Raw genomic sequence first — 17,394 nt, 5'->3', positions numbered from 1 at the left:
CCGGTCCTGATGGCGTCCTGCGTGGCGACGACGGGGCGCGCGCCGTGAGCACGTCGACGGGCGCTTCGGGGTATCCCGCGGCCCGACTGTCCAGCTTCTATTTCTTCTACTACGCCACGCTGGGCGCGTTCACGCCGTACTGGAGCCTGTACCTCGAATCACGCGGGTTGAGCGTCGCCGCGATCAGCGTGCTGATGAGCCTGTGGTACGCCACGCGCATTGTCTCGCCTTCGCTGTGGACGACATTGGCGGCACGCTCACCGCACCCGATCCGCTGGCTGCACCTGGGCTGCGCGCTCGCGGTCGGCAGCTTCGCCCTGTTCCTGCTGCCATGGGGTTACGTTGGTCTCTTCGCGGTGATGGCGGCGTTCTGCTTTGCCTACAACGCGGTGATGCCACAGTTCGAATCGATCACGATGTCGCACCTGGCGACGCGCAGCGACCGATACGGATTGATCCGCGTCTGGGGCTCGATCGGTTTCATCGTGGTCGTCGCCTCATTCGGCTGGCTGATCGACGCGCGTCGATTGGGCGTCGACGCCCTGCCGTGGCTGATGCTGCCGGTACTGGCCGCGGTGCTGGGCTCCGCGCTGGCCAATCGCTACGCGCACGAACCGGATGTCCGCCGCAACGCCGCCGATGACGGCTTCCGTGCGCGACTGCGACAACCCCGCGTCATCGCCTTCTTCGTCGCAGCCTTCCTCACCCAGATCTCGTTCGGGCCGTTCTACACGTTCTTTTCGATCTACCTGTCCGAGCACGGCTACAGCACCGGCACGCAGGGCATGTTGTGGACCGTGGGCGTGCTCGCCGAGATCGTGGTGTTCTTCCTTTCCAGCCGGATCTTCCGCCGCTGGGACGCCACCCGCGTGCTGATGCTGGCCTTGCTCAGCGCCTCGATCCGCTGGTTGGTGACCGCCCTGTTCCCGGACAACACACCGGTGATGGTGCTGGCGCAGTTGACCCACGCGCTCAACTTCGGCGCGTTCTTCGCCGCCGCGATGCAGCTGCTGGTGCGCTTCTTCCCGGGCCGCCTCAACGGCCACGGCCAGGGCGTGTTCTACGGCGTGTCGTCAGGCGTCGGCGGCGTCTGCGGCGCCCTGCTCGCCGGGCAGCTCTGGCGCTTCGGTGGCGAGATCGCCTTCTTCGCGTCGTCGGCCATCGCCTTGCTTGCAGCCATGATCGTCTGGCGATGGCTGGTCCGTCCGTCGACGTCGGCCGTCACCTGACGCTTCTCGATTCAGCCGAGCGAGCCGAGAAAACGCCGGATCGCCGCGGCCGCCTCCACCGGGGCAAGCTGGAACAGGAAATGGGGCGCCTTGATGCGCTCCAATCGGGCGTTCCGCGCCAACCGCAGTACCTCCCGACCCGCGTGTGGCCAGATCAAGCGGTCGTGCCGCCCCTGCAGGTAAAGGATAGGCGTCGGTAGGCCCGCCAGTTCTATGCGCACGTCGACACGCAGCGCCGCGAGCGCACGGCGGCGCAACACCTCGAACGACATGGCATCCAGGACACCATCGAGTTCCTTGCGCAATGGCGGCGGCAATCCTTTCGCCGCCAGCATGCGCTCGAGTACGAACAACGGGGGCACGATGGCCGGTGCCCGCTGCAGCACGTGCGCGCATACGCCACTGGCGGGTAACGGGCGATGCACGAACGTTGCCGCGAGGACCAGCGCCTTGACGCGTTCCGGATGCCGATGCGCCAGCACCACGGCCAACGGTCCAGCAAAGGATTCTGCCACCAGCACGACACCGTCGTGGCGCAGGATCGCCGGCTCCCACGCATCCGCCAACGCGGCATAGCCTTCGAAACGGGTGCTGTCGTATGTCCAGGGCTCGACGGCCGTGTCTGCACCGAGCGCCTCGATCAGCGGCCCATACAAGCGACCCGTTCCGTCAAGGCCCGGCAACAGGCAGAGGCGCATGCGGTCGCCCGACGGGCTCACCACACCAGGTCGTCAGGCACCTGGTACTGCGGATCGGCGTAGGGATCGTCTTCGGCGGCCGCGTTCGGGTCGACCTTCAGGGCCACGGCGGGCGCGAAGATGGCTTCGGCTTCGGCCAAAACGGCGGACGTGACGAGTACATAGCGCCCGTTCTGCTGCACCACGCCCAGGTCGCCGGCATTGAGCGCCTTCAACTGGTCCGCATTGACATAGATGCGCTTGATCTTGCCACCGTAGGGGAAGTGCCGCGCGATGTCGGCCTCGGCGTCATTCAACGCCTTGTCCTTGAGGAAAGCCTCGAGCTTGGCCTTCGCCTCGCGACGCAGGCGCGCTTCTTGCTGCTTCACGCGCTCGGCTTCGATCCGCTCGTCCTTCTCGCGCTGCGCACGGATGGCGTACGCCTTCGCGAGGTCGATGTCTTCCTGCGAACGCGGCTTGCGCGCCTGGGCCTGGCCCTGTGCGTGGGACGGGCGCGGCTTGCTGGCCTGCCCGTCACGTGGCGGCGGTGCGCCGTTGCCGGGCGGCCTCGGGCCGGGTTTGCGTGCGTCGGGCTTGCGTTCGGGCTTGGGCGCGGGCTTGAAGCCCAGGCCCAGCAGCTGGTCGCGGAGGGAATCGCTCATCGGTCTTTCAAGTGGGGACGTACTGCGCGACAGCGTATCAATAATGGGGCGGCGGCGGCTCGTTGGCGGGGTCCTCGAACAATGAGGACCGCACCTTGCCCAGTTCTTCCACCATGTGCCGCAGCAGCAGCGCGGTGCGCTGGTTCTCGGCCCGTGCGTCGGCCAGGGCCTCGCTCAGTTCACCCAGCGCGTGCTCCTGGAACGCCAGGCGCGTTTCCAGTTCCACCAGGCGATGCTCCAGCGCGTCGCGCTGCAGCGGCAGGTCAGCCTGCATGCACCGATCTCCCTCGTCCAATCCCGTAATAGGCGACGCCCGCGGCTTCGACTTCGCCGGGATCGTAAAGGTTGCGGCCGTCGAAGACCACCGCATCGGCCAGCGTCGCGCGCAGCCGTGCGAAATCGGGGCTGCGGAACTGCTTCCACTCCGTCACCACCACCAGCGCATCGGCGCCTTCCAGCGCGGCACGGGCGTCGTCGCACAACACCAGGTCATCGCGCTCGCCGAAGATGCGGCCGGCCTCTTCGCGGGCCTCGGGGTCGTAGGCGCGGACACGGGCACCGGCTTCCCAGAGTTCGGCCAGCAAGCGGCGACTGCTCGCCTCGCGCATGTCGTCAGTGTTGGGCTTGAACGCCAGGCCCCACACGGCGAACGTCTTGCCGCGCACCCCTTCGTCCTCGCCCCGGTCGTAATGACGCTGGATAAGTTCGAACAGATGGCCCTTCTGACGTTCGTTGACGCCTTCCACCGCCTGCAGCAACGCCGGCGCGTAACCGTATTGCTGCGCGGTCTTGGCCAGCGCCTGCACGTCCTTCGGGAAACACGAGCCGCCGTAGCCGGCGCCCGGGTAGATGAAGTGCCAGCCGATACGCGGGTCGGAACCGATGCCCTGCCGCACGTGCTCCACGTCGGCGCCCACGCGCTCGGCGATATTGGCGATCTCGTTCATGAAGCTGATCTTCGTGGCCAGCATCGCGTTGGCCGCATACTTCGTCAGCTCGGCCGAACGTACGTCCATCACCACGATGCGTTCGTGGTTGCGGTTGAACGGCGCGTACAGCCGGCGCAACTTGTCCACCGCCTGCGGGCGCGCGGCACCGATGATGATGCGGTCCGGCCGCATGCAGTCGTTGACCGCGTCGCCTTCCTTCAGGAATTCGGGGTTGGACACGACGTCGAAGGCCACGTCGACGCCGCGCGACGCCAGTTCGGCCTCGATCGTAGCCTTGACCTTGTCCGCGGTGCCGACCGGCACCGTGGACTTGTTCACCACGGTGCAGGGACCTTCGATGTGGCGGCCGATGGTACGCGCCACGGCCAGCACGTACTGCAGATCCGCGCTGCCGTCTTCGTCCGGCGGCGTGCCCACGGCGATGAAGAGCACGTCGCCGTGCGCGATGGCCGCTGCAGCATCCGTCGTGAAGTTGAGGCGGCCCGCTGCATGGTTGGCCTTCACCATCGGCGACAGGCCAGGCTCGTAGATCGGCACGACACCCTGGTTCAGACCATCGACCTTGGCCGGATCGATATCGACGCAGACCACGTCATGTCCGACTTCCGCCAGGCATGTGCCCGTCACCAACCCAACGTAACCCGTGCCGAAAATGGCAACTCGCATGCGGCGGCCTCCTGGACCCAGTCGTGGCTATTACAACCGACGACTATTGCAGGATGCCCATCAACTCCACGTCAAACGTGAGCGTCGCATCCGGACCGATCTTGCCGCCCGGCGCGCCATTCGCGCCGTATGCCAGCCCGGACGGGATCCAGAAGCGGTATTTCGCACCGACCGGCATCAGCGAGACGCCCTCGGTCCAGCCCGCGATCACGCCATTGAGCGGGAATTCAGCCGGCTGGCCACGCGCGTACGAACTGTCGAAGACGTCGCCATTGAGCAGCTTGCCCTCGTAATTGACGCGCACGCGGCTGGTCGCCATCGGACGCTGGCCATTGCCCTGGCGCAGCACCATGTACTGCAGGCCCGACGGGGTGGTGATCACGCCGGGCTTGCTCTTGTTCTCGGCGAGGAATTTCGCACCCTCGTCACGGTTGCGCTGGGCGACGCCAGCCTGGCGCTTGGCCAGGTACGCCTTCATCTCGGCCTGCGCCTGTTCCGCCGTCATCAACGGCGTGCCGTCCTTGCCTGCCACCGCGCGCACGGCCTGCGCGAGCACGGACGGATCGACTTCGTCCTTGAACGGCAGCAGCGACGGACCGACGACGTACGTGCCGAGGAACAGGCCGACCTTCGTCTTGTCGACCGGCGGCGGCGTGCTGCCCGGCGGCATGCCGGGGATCGGCTGGCCGTCGGCCACGGCCAGGTTCACGCGCAGCAACTGGTCGGTGGCTTGCGCTTCCTGCTCCGTGATGAGCGGCGGCTTGCCGGCGAAGGTGTTGACGATCGCGCGTTCGAACGCGGCGGTGTCGAGGAACGGACCCACGGGCTGCAGCGAGCTGCCGACGTCCACGCCGATGGCGTAGCTGACCTTGTCGCGCTCGGTGGTCAGCGTGGTTTTTTCCTGTGCGGACACGCTGCCTCCCAGCATCGAAAACGAGATTCCCAACAACGCGGCAATGCCGCGGACCGACCGCTTCATCCTTCTCACTCCTGGAGCCTGCGCCGGGCAGATGGCGCTAACTGCTTATTGTGGCATGCCTGCCGCCCTGCACGGCAGCAGACCTCAGCGCTTCGCCGCCAGTTCGCGCTCGATCGCCGCGACCAGCGCGGGATCGTCGGGCTTGATCTTGCTGGGGAAATTCGCCACCACGCGTCCGTCGCGGGAGATCAGGTACTTGTGGAAGTTCCATCCCGGTGCGGTGCCGGTTGCCTGGGTGAGCGACTTGTACAAGGGCGTGGCGTTCTCACCGATCACGGACACCTTTTCGAACATCGGGAACTTCACGCCATAAGTGAGCGTGCAGAACTCCTGGATTTCCTTCTCCGTGCCTGGCTCCTGGCCCCTGAAGTCGTTGGAAGGAAAGCCCAGCACCGCGAAACCCTTCGCCGCGTATCGCTGGTTCAGCGCTTCCAATCCCTCGTACTGAGGCGTGTAACCGCACTTGCTCGCCGTATTGACCACCAGCAGCACCTGCCCGGTGTACTTTTCCTTCAGGTTCACGGGGGTCTTTCCGCCCAGCGGACGGTAGCTGACATCGAGCAAACCGGCCGCCAAAGCCGACGCGGCGAGCCCGAGCATGGCCACAAAGGCAAACGATTTCAATAACTTGGGTGTCATGAGACGCTCCGGTAGTACGAACATGACAAGTATGCCGTCAGTTGGGTGACAAAACCCCACAAGGCAGTTGACGGCCTGTGTTTTGGTGTTATAGTTGAATACAACACCACTCACCCAACTCAGGGGGGGATGCCATGAACCAGAAACTGACCCACACCTTGCCCAGCCTGGCCGTCGGCGGCCTGTTGCTGGCGATCGGGGTGCTGGCGACCGTCACCGGCGCCCGCACGGCCGAGGCGGATTCCGCCGCGCTGGTAAGCGCGCTGGAATCCGATGCCCGCGAGATCGGAGGCGATGATCGCACCCCGGAGGCGCAGCAGCACAAGCGTCGGGCCCGGGCTTCGCTGGCCATGCCTTACTTCTCCTTTGGCCAATCGCTGCGTCCGAGGAGCTGAGCCATGACGTCCATCCAATGGAGCGACGGCGCTCCCATCTACCGCCAGCTGAAGGACCGCGTGATCGCCATGATGCTGGACGGGATCCTCAAGCCGGGCGACGCCCTGCCCTCCGTGCGCCAGGTGGCGGCGGAGTACCAGCTGAATCCGATCACCGTATCCCGCGCCTACCAGGAACTGGCCGACGAGGCCCTGGTGGAGAAGCGCCGCGGCCTGGGCATGTTCGTCACCGACGAAGCGTCCAAGAAGCTGCGCGGCAGCGAGCGCGAGCGGTTCCTGACAGAAGAGTGGCCGGCCGTCGCCGAGCGCATCGAGCGCCTGGGCCTGTCCATCGAAGAGTTGCTGCAATCCAAGGGGAACAAGTGATGAATGCCGCAATCGCCAACACCGTGGTCACCGCCCACGGTCTACGCAAGGCCTACAGGAACAAGCTTGCGCTGGATAACACCAGCTTCGAGATCGAGGCGGGCAAGATCATCGGCCTGATCGGTCCGAACGGCGCTGGCAAGACCACCGCTTTGAAGGCCATCCTCGGGCTGACGCCGTTCGAGGGCCAGCTGAAGGTGCTTGGCCTGGATCCGCGCAAGGACCGCGACGAACTGATGAAGGATGTCTGCTTCATCGCCGACGTAGCCGTGCTGCCGCGCTGGATGAAAGTCAAGGAAGCCATCGACTTCGTCGAAGGCGTGCACCCCCGCTTCGATCGCACCAAGTGCGAGCGCTTCATCGCCAACACCCAGCTCAAGCCCAACCTGCGCGTGCGCGAGATGTCCAAGGGCATGATCGTGCAGTTGCACCTGGCACTGGTGATGGCCATCGACGCCAAGCTGCTGGTACTGGACGAACCCACGCTGGGCCTGGACATCCTGTATCGCAAGCAGTTCTACCAGCGCCTGCTGGAAGACTATTTCGACGAGCAGAAGACCATCATCGTCACCACCCACCAGGTGGAAGAGATCGAACACATCCTCACCGACGTGATGTTCATCCGCGATGGCAAGATCGTGTTGACCGCGCAGATGGACGAAGTCGCCGAGCGCTATACCGAGGTCCTCGTCGGCAGTCCGGAAGCAGCCGACCAGGCGCGCACCCTGAAGCCCATCGATGAGCGGGCGCTGCCCTTCGGCAAGACCGTCTTGCTCTTCGACGGCGTGCCGCAGGCGCAACTCACCGCGCTGGGTGAAACCCGAACCCCTGGCCTGGCCGATCTGTTCGTCGCCATCATGAAAGGAACCTACGCATGAACGCCGTGACTTCGACACTGGGCAAATCCTCCAAGCCGGGCGCGTTCACGTGGTTGGTCAAGCGCGAGTTCTGGGAGAACCGCGGCGGGTTCTTCTGGGCGCCCATGATCACCGGCGGCATCTTCGTGGTGCTGAACATGATCCTGGCCGTCATCGGTAGCATCGCCGCGCGCGGCTCCATGGACGGCGGCGGCTTCAACGTCGATGAAGCGCCGGAAAAAGCGCACCAGATCGTCGGGGGTATCGGCGACGGCATGCTGCTGGGCGGCGTGATCCTGGCCTGCGTGGTGCTGGCATTCGTGGTGTTCTTCTACGCGCTGGGCACGCTGTACGACGACCGCCGCGACCGCAGTGTCCTGTTCTGGAAGTCGCTGCCGGTGTCGGACACCCACATGGTGCTGTCGAAGCTGGCATGGGCGCTGGTCCTGGCGCCGCTGCTGGCGGTGATCGTCGGCATCCTGATCGGCTTGTCCATGTGGCTGATCTCGGCGCTGACCATCAGCATCAACGGCTTGCCGGCCGGCGGCGCGATCTTCACCCACTCGCATCCCCTGCGCGTCATCGGCGGTGTGCTGAGCTCGCTGCCTGTGTACGTGTTCTGGGCGCTGCCGGCGATCGGCTGGCTGATGTTCTGCTCCGCCTGGGCGCGCAGCAAGCCGTTCCTGTGGGCCGTGCTGGTGCCGGTGCTGGCGTGCGTGATCATCAGCATGACCGACATCCTGCCGGGCCTGAACATCCGCCATGACCTTGTCTGGTACACGGTCGTCTACCGCGGCCTGCTGAGCGTGGTGCCGGGTGCGTGGTTCCCCACCTTGTCGGGCGGCGCCGCCAATCCGCACGCCGAAATCAACTCGCCGGACGAACTGGCCAATGCCATCGACCTGACCCGCAGCTGGCAGGCCTTCGCCTCGGCCGACATCTGGATCGGTGCGGTCATCGGCGTTGCCCTGATTGTCGGCGCGATCTATCTGCGTCGCTGGCGCGAAAGCGAGTAAGCCTGGACCCGGTGGCGGCTGCGGCCGCCACCTTCTCTCCACCCCCACGAGGACGCCCCATGCTCCGCACTGCCTTCCTGCGTACGCTCCCTCTGGTCGCCGCGCTCGCGCTGATGGCCTGCCAACCGGCGCAGGACAAGAACGACAATGCACCCACCGGCATCGCCGCGAAGGCGATGGACGAAGCCCGCAAGGGCCTGGGCGAAGCCAGCCAGGAGCTGCAGAAGGCCCAGAGCGAGATCAATGCGGCGCGCGGCAAGCTGGCGACCGAGAACCTCACCCTCAACCGCAACGAAAACCAGCATCTGCCGAAGGCGGAGATCACCCCAGCCGGCGACCTGCTGATCGAAGGCAAGGCTGTGGCCACCACGCCCGAGCAGAAAGAAAAGGTGCTGGCCTACCGCGGCGCGATGATCGCCGTGGTCGGCGACGGCATGGCGATCGGCATGGAAGGCGCCAAAGTCGGGATCGACGCGGCGGCGAGCGCGCTCAAGGGCGTGCTGTCCGGGCAGTCCGGCGACGAGATCGGCAAGCAGGTCGGGGCGGAAGCCAAGACCAAGATCAAGCCGATGGTCGACCAGCTCTGCAGTCGCCTGCCGGCCCTGCTCACCGCGCAGCAAGCGCTCGCGGCCTCCGTGCCGGAGTTCAAGCCCTACGCGAGCATGGACCAGGCGGACGTGGACGATTGCGCCAACCAGTCCGACTGGAACTTCTGATCCTCGCGACACGGAGACCACCGCATGCGCCTGCCGACCACCCTCTCCCTGCTGTTCCTTGCCACGGCGCTGCTGGCCGCGCCCGCTTTCGCGCAGGACGAACACTGCAAGCACTCCGCCCCGCGCCAACTGAAGCTGGATACGGCTGGCGCCAAGGCGATCGTGTTCGACATCACCAACAACGACTTGCGAGTCGATGCCTCGCCCGGCGCGGCCGTCTCGCTTCAAGGCAAGGCCTGCGCCTCGCAGGCCGATGCGCTGCCCAGCCTGAAGCTGACCCAGGAACGCGTCGGCGACAAGCTGGTGGTGCGAGTCTGGCGCGAGGGGCGCTTCAGTGGCGTGTTCTTCGGTAACACCTACGCCTACCAGACCCTGTCGGTCACCCTGCCCGACACCCTTCCCGTGCAGCTCAAGGTCGGCTCCGGCGATGCGGTCGTGGCCGGCGCGCCGGTGCTGAGCGCGGACGTGGGGTCCGGCGATGTCGCCGCGCGCGGAATCCGCGGACTGGCGGCGGTGTCGGTCGGTTCCGGCGACATCGAACTGGACGATGTCGGCGCGGTACGCGTCATTTCCATCGGTTCTGGCGACGTCACCGCGCGTGGCGTGCGCGGCATGGTGCATGTCGGCAGCATCGGCTCGGGCGACTTCACCCTGCAACGCGGCGGCGGCAGCGTCGAGATCGGCTCGATCGGCTCTGGCGATGCCGAACTTCGCGATGTCGGTGGCGACGTCGTGGTCGGGTCGGTCGGCTCCGGCGGCGTGGAAGCCCGCAACGTCGCGGGCGCATTGACGGTGCGCTCCATCGGCAGCGGCGATGTGCATCATGAAGGCGTCAAGGGCGCCATCGATCTCCCGAAACAGCACTGAGTCCCAGGAATGACCATGATCCGATTCGCACCGTTTGCCTTCGTGCTCTCGCTGGCCCTGCTGACGGCCTGCAAGGGCCGCGACGATGTACCGCACGCCGACAGCGGCGATGGTGTCGCCGTCGCGCGCGCGTTGTGGGGCCAGAAGCTCACGCTGAACGCGAGTGGGCATCCGCAAGCCGAAATCTCGGCCGCCGGCGACTTCACCATCGGCGGCAAGAAGGTGGACGTCAGCGATGCGCAGCGCGCGCTGTTGGTCGCCTATCACAGCGAACTGAGCGGCATCGCCGACGCCGGCATCGCCACCGGCAAGGAAGGCGCCAAGCTGGCCGGCAAGGCTGTCGGCGCTGCGGTGAAGGGCATCTTCAGCGGCGACCCGGATCAGATCGACAAGGAAATCGAGGCCGAGACCAAGAAGGTGGAAGCCGAAGCGATGAAGATTTGCGATCGCCTGTCTGGCCTGTACAAGGCACAGCAGGATCTCGCGGCCGCCCTGCCGGCATTCCAGCCGTATGCGTCGATGGACGAAGGCGATGTCGAGGATTGCCGCAACGATCAGACCGGCAGCCACGAGGCTGGCAAAGATGTCGGCCACGCCATCGGTCAGGCGATCAAGGGCGAGGACGGCACCGCGAAGGATGCCGCGACGGAAGCCGATGCAGCCGCCGCGGAGCCCGCCAAGCCCTGACGCCGCCAATGCCTGTTCGGCGCTCGACCTCGGCGAACGGGTTCACCCCCCTCCGCCGCCCGCCTTGCCGTGGATACCGCCCTTGGCGAGCACGGCCGGATCCAGCAGCGGCTTCAGTGTCTTCTCCGGCAACCCGGTGACTTCGCGCGCCACCTCGAGCACGGGCCGGTTCTGCTTGTAAGCCTGCTTGGCGATGGCGGCACCTTTCTCGTAACCGATCACTGGATTCAGCGCGGTGACCAGGATCGGATTGCGGTCCAGCGCTTCCTTTACCCGGGCATCGCGCACCTTCAGCCCCGCGATGCAGTCGTCGGCCAGCAGCCGCGACACGTTGGACAGCAGGTGCATCGCCTCCAACAGGTTGTGCGCGATCAGCGGCAGGGTGACGTTGAGCTGGAAGTTGCCGGTCTGGCCGGCCACCGTCACCGCCGTGTGGTAGCCCATGACCTGTGCGCAGACCATCACAGTCGCTTCGGGGATCACCGGGTTCACCTTGCCCGGCATGATCGAACTCCCCGGCTGCAGCGACGGCAGCTCCACTTCGCCCAGGCCGGCCAGCGGTCCGGAGTTCATCCAGCGCAGATCATTGGCGATCTTGGTCAGGGCGACGGCCAGCGCACTGAGCTGGCCCGACAGTTCCACGGCGTCATCCTGCGCCGCGAGGCCCTCGAACTTGTTGGCCGCGCTTTCGAAGCGGGCACCCGTGATGGACGACAGCGCCTTCGCCACGCGCGCGCCGAAGCGTGCGTCGGCGTTGATGCCGGTACCGATCGCCGTGCCGCCCAGCGGCAGCCGCCGCACGCGCTTGAGCGTGTCCTCGATGCGCGCCTGTGCGGACGCCAGCTGCGCCGACCAGGCGGAGAACTCCTGGCCGAACGTCAGCGGCATCGCATCCATCAAATGCGTGCGGCCGGTCTTGACCACCTTGCCCAGCGCGCGACCGCGCGCATCGATCGTCTTGCGCAAATGCTTGATCGCCGGCAGCAGGTCCTCCACCGCCGCCAGCTGCGCGGCGACGCGGATCGCCGTCGGGATGACGTCGTTCGAGCTTTGGCCGAGGTTGACGTGATCGTTCGGGTGGATCTGCGCCTTGCCCGCGCGCGAGGCCAGCGTGGCGATCACCTCGTTGGCATTCATGTTGGACGAGGTGCCTGAACCGGTCTGGTAGACATCGATCGGGAAGTGGGCGTCGTGGTCGCCGCGCGCGACCTCGTTCGCGGCCACCTGCACGGCCCTGGCGATGCCCTTGGGCAGCAAGCCCAGGCCTGCGTTGACCTCCGCGGCGGCCGACTTCACCAGGCCCAGCGCACGAATGAACCCGCGCGGCATCGGCCGGCCGGAAATGGGGAAGTTCTGCACAGCGCGCTGCGTCTGGGCGCCCCAGAGGGCGTCCGCGGGGACCTGCAGTTCGCCCATGCTGTCGTGTTCGATGCGGGTGCGGCCCGCGGTCTTCTTGCTGGTCATTCACCGTCTCCTGGAAGGAATTCACGGCTTGCGCGCCGGCGCGGAGCCGGTGGCTGGCGGGGCCGACAGGATACGCCAGGCCGGTCGGGCCGCTTCCCGGGGTAAAATGAAACGATCCTTTTCAGCCCTCCCCGCCCCCATGTCGGAATCGTCCCTGCTCGCCCTCTCCCCGCTCGACGGCCGCTACGCCGGCAAGGTCGACGCGCTGCGCCCGATCTTTTCCGAGTACGGCCTGATCCGCGCCCGCGTGAAAGTCGAGATCGAGTGGCTGCTGGCGCTGGCGGCCGAACCCGGCATCGTCGAACTGGCCGCGTTCTCCGACGGCGCGAAGGCCCGCCTGCGTTCGCTGGCCGATGGCTTCAGCGTCGCCCACGCGGCCCGCGTGAAGGACATCGAGCGCACGACCAACCATGACGTCAAGGCGGTGGAGTACTTCATCAAGGAACAGCTGAAGGACGATGCCGAACTCGCGCCCGCACTGGAGTTCGTGCACTTCGCCTGCACCAGCGAAGACATCAACAACCTGTCCTACGGCCTGATGCTGGAGCAGGCCCGCCGCGAGGTGCTGCTGCCGGCGTTCGATGGCATTGCCGCCACGCTGCGCACGCTGGCCCACGCGCAGGCGGCGCAGCCGATGCTGTCGCGCACGCATGGCCAGACCGCCTCGCCGACCACGCTCGGCAAGGAGATCGCCAACGTCGTCGCCCGCCTGGAGCGTCAGCGCGCACAGATCGCCGCCGTGGAACTGACCGGCAAGATCAATGGTGCGGTGGGCAACTACAACGCCCATGTCGCCAGCTACCCGGACATCGACTGGCCGGCCTTCGCCCAGCGCTTCGTCGAGAGCCTCGGCCTGGTATTCAACCCGTACACCACCCAGATCGAGCCGCACGACAACGTCGCCGAGATCGGCGATGCGGCGCGCCGCGCCAATACCATCCTGGTCGACCTGGCCCGCGATATCTGGGGCTACATCTCGCTGGGCTATTTCAAGCAGAAGCTCAAGGAAGGCGAAGTCGGCAGCTCCACCATGCCGCACAAGGTCAATCCGATCGACTTCGAGAATGCGGAAGGCAACTTCGGCATCGCCAATGCCTTGTTCGAGCACTTCAGCGCCAAGCTGCCGATCAGCCGCTGGCAGCGCGACCTGACCGACTCCACCGTACTGCGTGCGCTCGGCACCGCGTTCGGCCACACCCAGGTCGCACTGGATTCTCTGGCCAAGGGCTTGGGCAAGCTGGAAGTGAACCCGCAGCGTCTGGACGCCGACCTCGACGCGGCCTGGGAAGTGCTGGCCGAAGCCGTGCAGACGGTCATGCGCCGCCACGGCCTGCCGAACCCGTACGAACAACTGAAGGCGCTGACGCGTGGCCAGGGGATCACCGCCGATTCGATGCGCAGCTTCATCGAATCGCTCGAGCTGCCGGCCGCCGACAAGCAGCGCCTGCGCGAAATGACGCCGGGCAGCTACACCGGCCTGGCCGCGCGGCTCGCACGGGACATCTGACCTGCAGAGGCGGGAACGACGATGCACCTGCTGATCAACATCGACGTGCCCGATTTGCCTGCCGCCGAGGCGCTCTATGCCAGCGCCTTCGGGCTCACGGCAGGGCGCCGCTTCGGTAGGGGCGGCGTGGAATTGCTCGGTGCGCAGGCGCCGATCTACCTGCTGCAGAATCCGGCCGCCTCGGTGGCCGCCGCCGAGGCCCGGCGCGACTACACACGCCACTGGACGCCGGTGCACCTGGATATCGTGGTGGACCTGCTTGAACCTGCCCTCGACCGCGCCCTCGCGGCCGGAATGCTGCAGGAAACCGACATCCGTGAAGCGAACTGGGGCCGCATCGTTCGCCTGGCCGACCCGTGGGGCCATGGTTGGTGCCTGCTGCAGTTCGTCAATCGCGGCTACGACGAGATCGCCACATGACCCTGCGGTACGCCTTCATCGCCTGCCTGTTCGCCTTCGCCTTCGCCTTGCCGTTGGCGGCCTCCGCCGCCGACGCGCCCGCCGCGAAAGCCTGCGCTACGGATGCCGGTTGGAACGACCCGGCCACCCCGCTGCGCGTGTACGGCAATACCTGGTTCGTCGGCACCTGCGGGATCAGCGCATTGCTGGTGACCTCCGATGCCGGCCACATCCTGATCGATGCCGCCACGCCGCAGGCCGGTCCGCAGATCCTGGCCAATATCCGTGCGCTGGGCTTCAAGCCCGAGGACGTGCGCGCCATCGTTTTCTCGCATGAGCACCACGATCATGCAGGCAGCCTGGCCGAACTGCAGCGGGCCACGGGTGCGCCTGTCTATGCGCGCGCACCGGCCGTGGGCGTGCTGACGCGTGGCAAGCCCGACCGCAGCGATCCGCAATTCGAAGTGTCCGAGCCCATCGTCCCGGTCGAACGCGTCATCACCCTGGCCGACGGTGGCGTTGTGCGCGTTGGTCCGTTGGTCCTGCAGGCCATCGCTTCGGCCGGCCACACGCCTGGCGGCACCAGCTGGACCTGGCGCAGCTGCGAAGGCGATATCTGCCACCAGATGGTCTATGCCGACAGCCTGACGGCCATCTCGGACGACGTGTTCCGTTACAGCGACGAACGCGCGCATCCCGGCTACGTGGCGGCCTTCCGCGACACGCTGGCGCGGATCGCCGCCCTGGACTGCGACGTGCTGGTCACGCCGCATCCGTCGGCGAGCCAGCTGTGGACCCGGATCGGCCCCAGGGCCAGCGCACCGCTTTCGGACACAGGCGCCTGCCGTGCGTACGCGAACGCCGCTACCCAGCGCCTGGACAAGCGTTTGGCGGATGAAGCGGCCTCCGCTACGCCTAAGCCTTGATCGGCATCAATGACGGTCCTCGCGGCCTGTCGCGATCCTTGTTCCCTCATTTCATGCTGTACCGAACGGCCCCTCATCGCCCATGACCAAGAAGACCGCCGCCTCCCGTACCGCCACCGCGCTGCCGTTCGAAATCCAGGCCACGCGCGAGCACCCGCTCGGCATGCCGGCCGAGCGCTTCCTGCGCGACTACTGGCACAAGCGCCCGCTGTTGATCCGCAATGCCTTCCCCGGCTTCGAGACGCCCGTGCAACCCGAAGACCTCGCCGGCCTGGCCTGCGAAGAAGGTGTGCTGGCGCGGATGATCAGCTTCGATCGCGCCACCGGCACCTGGGACGTGCGCACCGGCCCGTTCCAGGAAGCGGATTTCCCCGGCCTGCCCGACCACGACTGGACCCTGCTCGTGCAGGACGTCGACAAGTGGGATGCCGACGTGCGCGCGCTGCTGGAGCAGTTCCGCTTCCTGCCGCGCTGGCGCGTAGACGACATCATGATCAGCTTCGCGGCTACCGGCGGATCGGTCGGCGCACACGTGGACCACTACGATGTATTCCTGCTGCAGGCGCAGGGCGAACGCCGCTGGATGATCGACGCGCGCGTGGCGATGGGGAAGCCGGCGCCCGACCTGGGCTTCCAGGAAGACGTAGCGATCAAGCTGCTGCGCACCTTCGAGCCCACCCACGAATGGGTGCTCTCGCCCGGCGACATGCTGTACCTGCCGCCGCTGGTCCCGCACCACGGGGTGGCGGAGAACCCGTGCCTGACCTTCTCGGTAGGCATGCGCGCGCCCTCGTCGGCCGAACTTATCGCCGACTACCTCGACACCCTGGTCGCGGATGCCGATGAGGCGGTGCGCTACCACGACGAGGACCTGGCCCCGCCACAGGATCCCTACGAAATCGATGCGCGCGCGATGGAGCGCGTGGTCGAGGCCCTCAACGCGCTGCGCATGAATGACCCGGACCGCCTGGGCGACTGGTTCGGCCGCTTCATCACCACCTATCGCGCCTCGGGCGACGTGATGCCGGGCCCGGACGCGCGCTCACGGATCGAACTGGAATGGGACCTGCAACAGGGCGCGCAGCTGCTCCGCCATCCCTTCTCGCGCGTCGCCTGGCGACGCCGGCACAAGGACGCGACGCTGTTCTGCAATGGCGTGGACTACGTCGTGCCGGTGAAGGATGCCCGCCAGCTTGCGTTGCTCGAAGCGCTCGACGGTGCCACCTATGCCGCGCTCAGTGCCGCCGGCCGTGATGCCGTCATGGCCCTCGCTGCGCAGGGCCACTATCAGCTCGCCCTGGATGATGATGACCCGGACAGGGAGGACGAAGACGCATGAGCACCGACTATCGCGTCGAGGCGGTCGACTACACCGCCGCGCTGGATGACCTGCGACGGATCCGTGACGTGGTGTTCATCGAGGAACAGGGGGTGCCTGCCGATCTCGAGCGGGACGCCCTGGACCCGCTATGCCACCACGTGATCGCCCGCGACGCCGGTGGCCAGCCCATCGGCACGGGGCGGCTCACCCCCGATCACCGCATCGGGCGCATGGCGGTCCTGCCGGCCTGGCGCAACCGCGGCGTCGGAGAGGCCCTGCTGCAGGCCTTGTTGGACGAAGCCCGCCAGCGTCACTGGCCGGCGGTGTCCCTCCATGCCCAGGTCGACGCCGAACGGTTCTACGCCCGCCAGGGCTTCCTGCCGGAGGGCGAGCGCTTCTTCGAGGCCGGCATCGAGCATCAGGGCATGCGCCGAGTGCTGGGCGCTACGGCCACCCTCGCCCACCGGGCCGAGGCCGTGGCCATCACCACGGCCATCGTCGCCCAGGCCCGCCGATCGCTGGTGATCTACAGCCGCGCGCTCGATCCCGGGTTGTGGGACGCGTCGCCGGTGCTGGACGCGCTGCGCCGGTTCGCTACCCACCGCACCGGCGTGCAGGTCCAGGTCCTGCTGCAGGACGCTGCCACGCCCCGGCACGCGCTCGCACCCCTGATTGGGCTGGGCCAACGGCTGCCCAGCGTCTTCCTGTTCCGCGAAGTGCAGGACCCGGTGGACCTGTCCTATGCGGCGGCCTTCGTCGCCAACGACGACCACGGGTACTACTTCCGCCCCCTGGGCCATCGCTACGATGGCGAGGCCGGCCTCGAGCATGCCGGACGCGTCCGCCAGCTGCGCGACGAATTCACGCAGATGTGGGAACGCGCGCGTCCGGTCACCGAATTCCGCGCGCTCGGCCTCTGATCGACGCCGCGGAAACCGCGCCACGAGAGCCTCTGCGGGGCGGCGCCCTGCGTCTTTAGTCCAATCGGGTTACGCCCCCTTCCCGGCATGGGGGTATAATTTCTGGGTTTTCGTCCATGTCCGTCGGACATCGCGCCACATGGACCGTAAG

General features: G+C 66.9%; 20 protein-coding genes. 13 read left to right on the top strand and 7 right to left on the bottom strand.

Features of this window, described 5'->3' with window-relative positions; translation table 11 throughout:
• Positions 1-44: 44 nt before the first annotated feature.
• Positions 45-1,229: an MFS transporter gene (locus tag AC23D6_RS08855; RefSeq protein ID WP_487752386.1), complete on the top strand. Its 1,185-nt coding sequence runs from the start codon at positions 45-47 to the stop codon at positions 1,227-1,229.
• Positions 1,230-1,240: 11 nt separating this feature from the next.
• Here the strand turns inward: AC23D6_RS08855 and AC23D6_RS08850 are convergent, their stop codons facing one another.
• From AC23D6_RS08850 to AC23D6_RS08825, 6 genes are all read right to left on the bottom strand, one after another.
• Positions 1,241-1,948 carry an alpha/beta fold hydrolase gene (locus AC23D6_RS08850; protein ID WP_487752385.1) on the bottom strand — a complete coding sequence of 236 codons (708 nt, stop codon included), beginning with the start codon at positions 1,946-1,948 and terminating at the stop codon, positions 1,241-1,243.
• The gene (locus AC23D6_RS08845) at positions 1,945-2,568 is read right to left on the bottom strand and encodes a DUF2058 domain-containing protein (RefSeq protein WP_487752384.1); all 624 of its coding nucleotides are present in this window, start codon (positions 2,566-2,568) and stop codon (positions 1,945-1,947) included. Before AC23D6_RS08845 ends, AC23D6_RS08850 begins: the two co-directional genes overlap by 4 nt.
• A 37-nt stretch (positions 2,569-2,605) precedes the next feature.
• A complete protein-coding gene (locus AC23D6_RS08840; protein ID WP_093486207.1) occupies positions 2,606-2,842 on the bottom strand; it encodes a SlyX family protein in 237 nt (78 codons plus the stop codon).
• Complete coding sequence (locus AC23D6_RS08835) at positions 2,832-4,184, bottom strand: UDP-glucose dehydrogenase family protein (RefSeq protein ID WP_487752383.1); 1,353 nt, start codon at positions 4,182-4,184, stop codon at positions 2,832-2,834. Before AC23D6_RS08835 ends, AC23D6_RS08840 begins: the two co-directional genes overlap by 11 nt.
• A 43-nt stretch (positions 4,185-4,227) precedes the next feature.
• The gene (locus tag AC23D6_RS08830; protein WP_487752382.1) at positions 4,228-5,163 is read right to left on the bottom strand and encodes an FKBP-type peptidyl-prolyl cis-trans isomerase N-terminal domain-containing protein; all 936 of its coding nucleotides are present in this window, start codon (positions 5,161-5,163) and stop codon (positions 4,228-4,230) included.
• An 84-nt stretch (positions 5,164-5,247) separates the two neighbouring features.
• Complete coding sequence (locus tag AC23D6_RS08825) at positions 5,248-5,763, bottom strand: glutathione peroxidase (RefSeq protein ID WP_487752600.1); 516 nt, start codon at positions 5,761-5,763, stop codon at positions 5,248-5,250.
• Positions 5,764-5,936: 173 nt separating this feature from the next.
• Here AC23D6_RS08825 and AC23D6_RS08820 point away from each other — a divergent pair, with 173 nt between their 5' ends.
• From AC23D6_RS08820 to AC23D6_RS08790, 7 genes are read left to right on the top strand one after another with little or no spacing between them, the layout of a single operon-like run.
• A complete protein-coding gene (locus tag AC23D6_RS08820; protein WP_487752381.1) occupies positions 5,937-6,197 on the top strand; it encodes a hypothetical protein in 261 nt (86 codons plus the stop codon).
• Positions 6,198-6,200: 3 nt separating this feature from the next.
• Complete coding sequence (locus AC23D6_RS08815; RefSeq protein WP_093297801.1) at positions 6,201-6,563, top strand: GntR family transcriptional regulator; 363 nt, start codon at positions 6,201-6,203, stop codon at positions 6,561-6,563.
• Positions 6,563-7,441, top strand: coding sequence for an ABC transporter ATP-binding protein (locus AC23D6_RS08810; protein ID WP_487752380.1), 879 nt, complete (start codon positions 6,563-6,565; stop codon positions 7,439-7,441). Before AC23D6_RS08815 ends, AC23D6_RS08810 begins: the two co-directional genes overlap by 1 nt.
• Complete coding sequence (locus tag AC23D6_RS08805) at positions 7,438-8,436, top strand: ABC transporter permease (protein WP_487752379.1); 999 nt, start codon at positions 7,438-7,440, stop codon at positions 8,434-8,436. The genes AC23D6_RS08810 and AC23D6_RS08805 overlap by 4 nt, the downstream gene beginning before the upstream one ends.
• Before the next feature lie 59 nt (positions 8,437-8,495).
• Entirely contained in the window at positions 8,496-9,152 is a 657-nt protein-coding gene (locus AC23D6_RS08800) for a hypothetical protein (protein WP_487752378.1), read from the top strand.
• Between the two features lie 24 nt (positions 9,153-9,176).
• Complete coding sequence (locus AC23D6_RS08795) at positions 9,177-10,019, top strand: DUF4097 family beta strand repeat-containing protein (RefSeq protein ID WP_487752377.1); 843 nt, start codon at positions 9,177-9,179, stop codon at positions 10,017-10,019.
• Positions 10,020-10,034: 15 nt separating this feature from the next.
• Entirely contained in the window at positions 10,035-10,706 is a 672-nt protein-coding gene (locus AC23D6_RS08790; protein WP_487752376.1) for a DUF2884 family protein, read from the top strand.
• 42 nt (positions 10,707-10,748) lie between these two features.
• On the opposite strand, the gene AC23D6_RS08785 is transcribed toward AC23D6_RS08790, so the two are convergent.
• Complete coding sequence (locus AC23D6_RS08785; protein WP_487752375.1) at positions 10,749-12,170, bottom strand: class II fumarate hydratase; 1,422 nt, start codon at positions 12,168-12,170, stop codon at positions 10,749-10,751.
• A gap of 139 nt (positions 12,171-12,309) precedes the next feature.
• Here AC23D6_RS08785 and purB point away from each other — a divergent pair, with 139 nt between their 5' ends.
• The 5 genes from purB (at position 12,310) to AC23D6_RS08760 (ending at position 17,243) form a co-directional block, all read left to right on the top strand.
• A complete protein-coding gene (gene purB / locus AC23D6_RS08780; protein ID WP_487752374.1) occupies positions 12,310-13,677 on the top strand; it encodes an adenylosuccinate lyase in 1,368 nt (455 codons plus the stop codon).
• Positions 13,678-13,698: 21 nt separating this feature from the next.
• Positions 13,699-14,097 carry a VOC family protein gene (locus AC23D6_RS08775; RefSeq protein ID WP_487752373.1) on the top strand — a complete coding sequence of 133 codons (399 nt, stop codon included), beginning with the start codon at positions 13,699-13,701 and terminating at the stop codon, positions 14,095-14,097.
• Positions 14,094-15,002 (top strand): subclass B3 metallo-beta-lactamase, encoded by a 909-nt coding sequence (gene bla / locus AC23D6_RS08770; protein ID WP_487752372.1) that lies wholly within the window; start codon positions 14,094-14,096, stop codon positions 15,000-15,002. Before AC23D6_RS08775 ends, bla begins: the two co-directional genes overlap by 4 nt.
• An 82-nt stretch (positions 15,003-15,084) precedes the next feature.
• Complete coding sequence (locus tag AC23D6_RS08765) at positions 15,085-16,341, top strand: ribosomal protein uL16 3-hydroxylase (RefSeq protein WP_487752371.1); 1,257 nt, start codon at positions 15,085-15,087, stop codon at positions 16,339-16,341.
• Positions 16,338-17,243, top strand: coding sequence for a GNAT family N-acetyltransferase (locus tag AC23D6_RS08760; protein WP_487752370.1), 906 nt, complete (start codon positions 16,338-16,340; stop codon positions 17,241-17,243). Before AC23D6_RS08765 ends, AC23D6_RS08760 begins: the two co-directional genes overlap by 4 nt.
• The last annotated feature ends 151 nt before the right edge of the window (positions 17,244-17,394 follow it).

This window comes from Pseudoxanthomonas sp. G3 (assembly GCF_057654715.1).
This window is presented reverse-complemented; position numbering and strand designations above follow the sequence as displayed.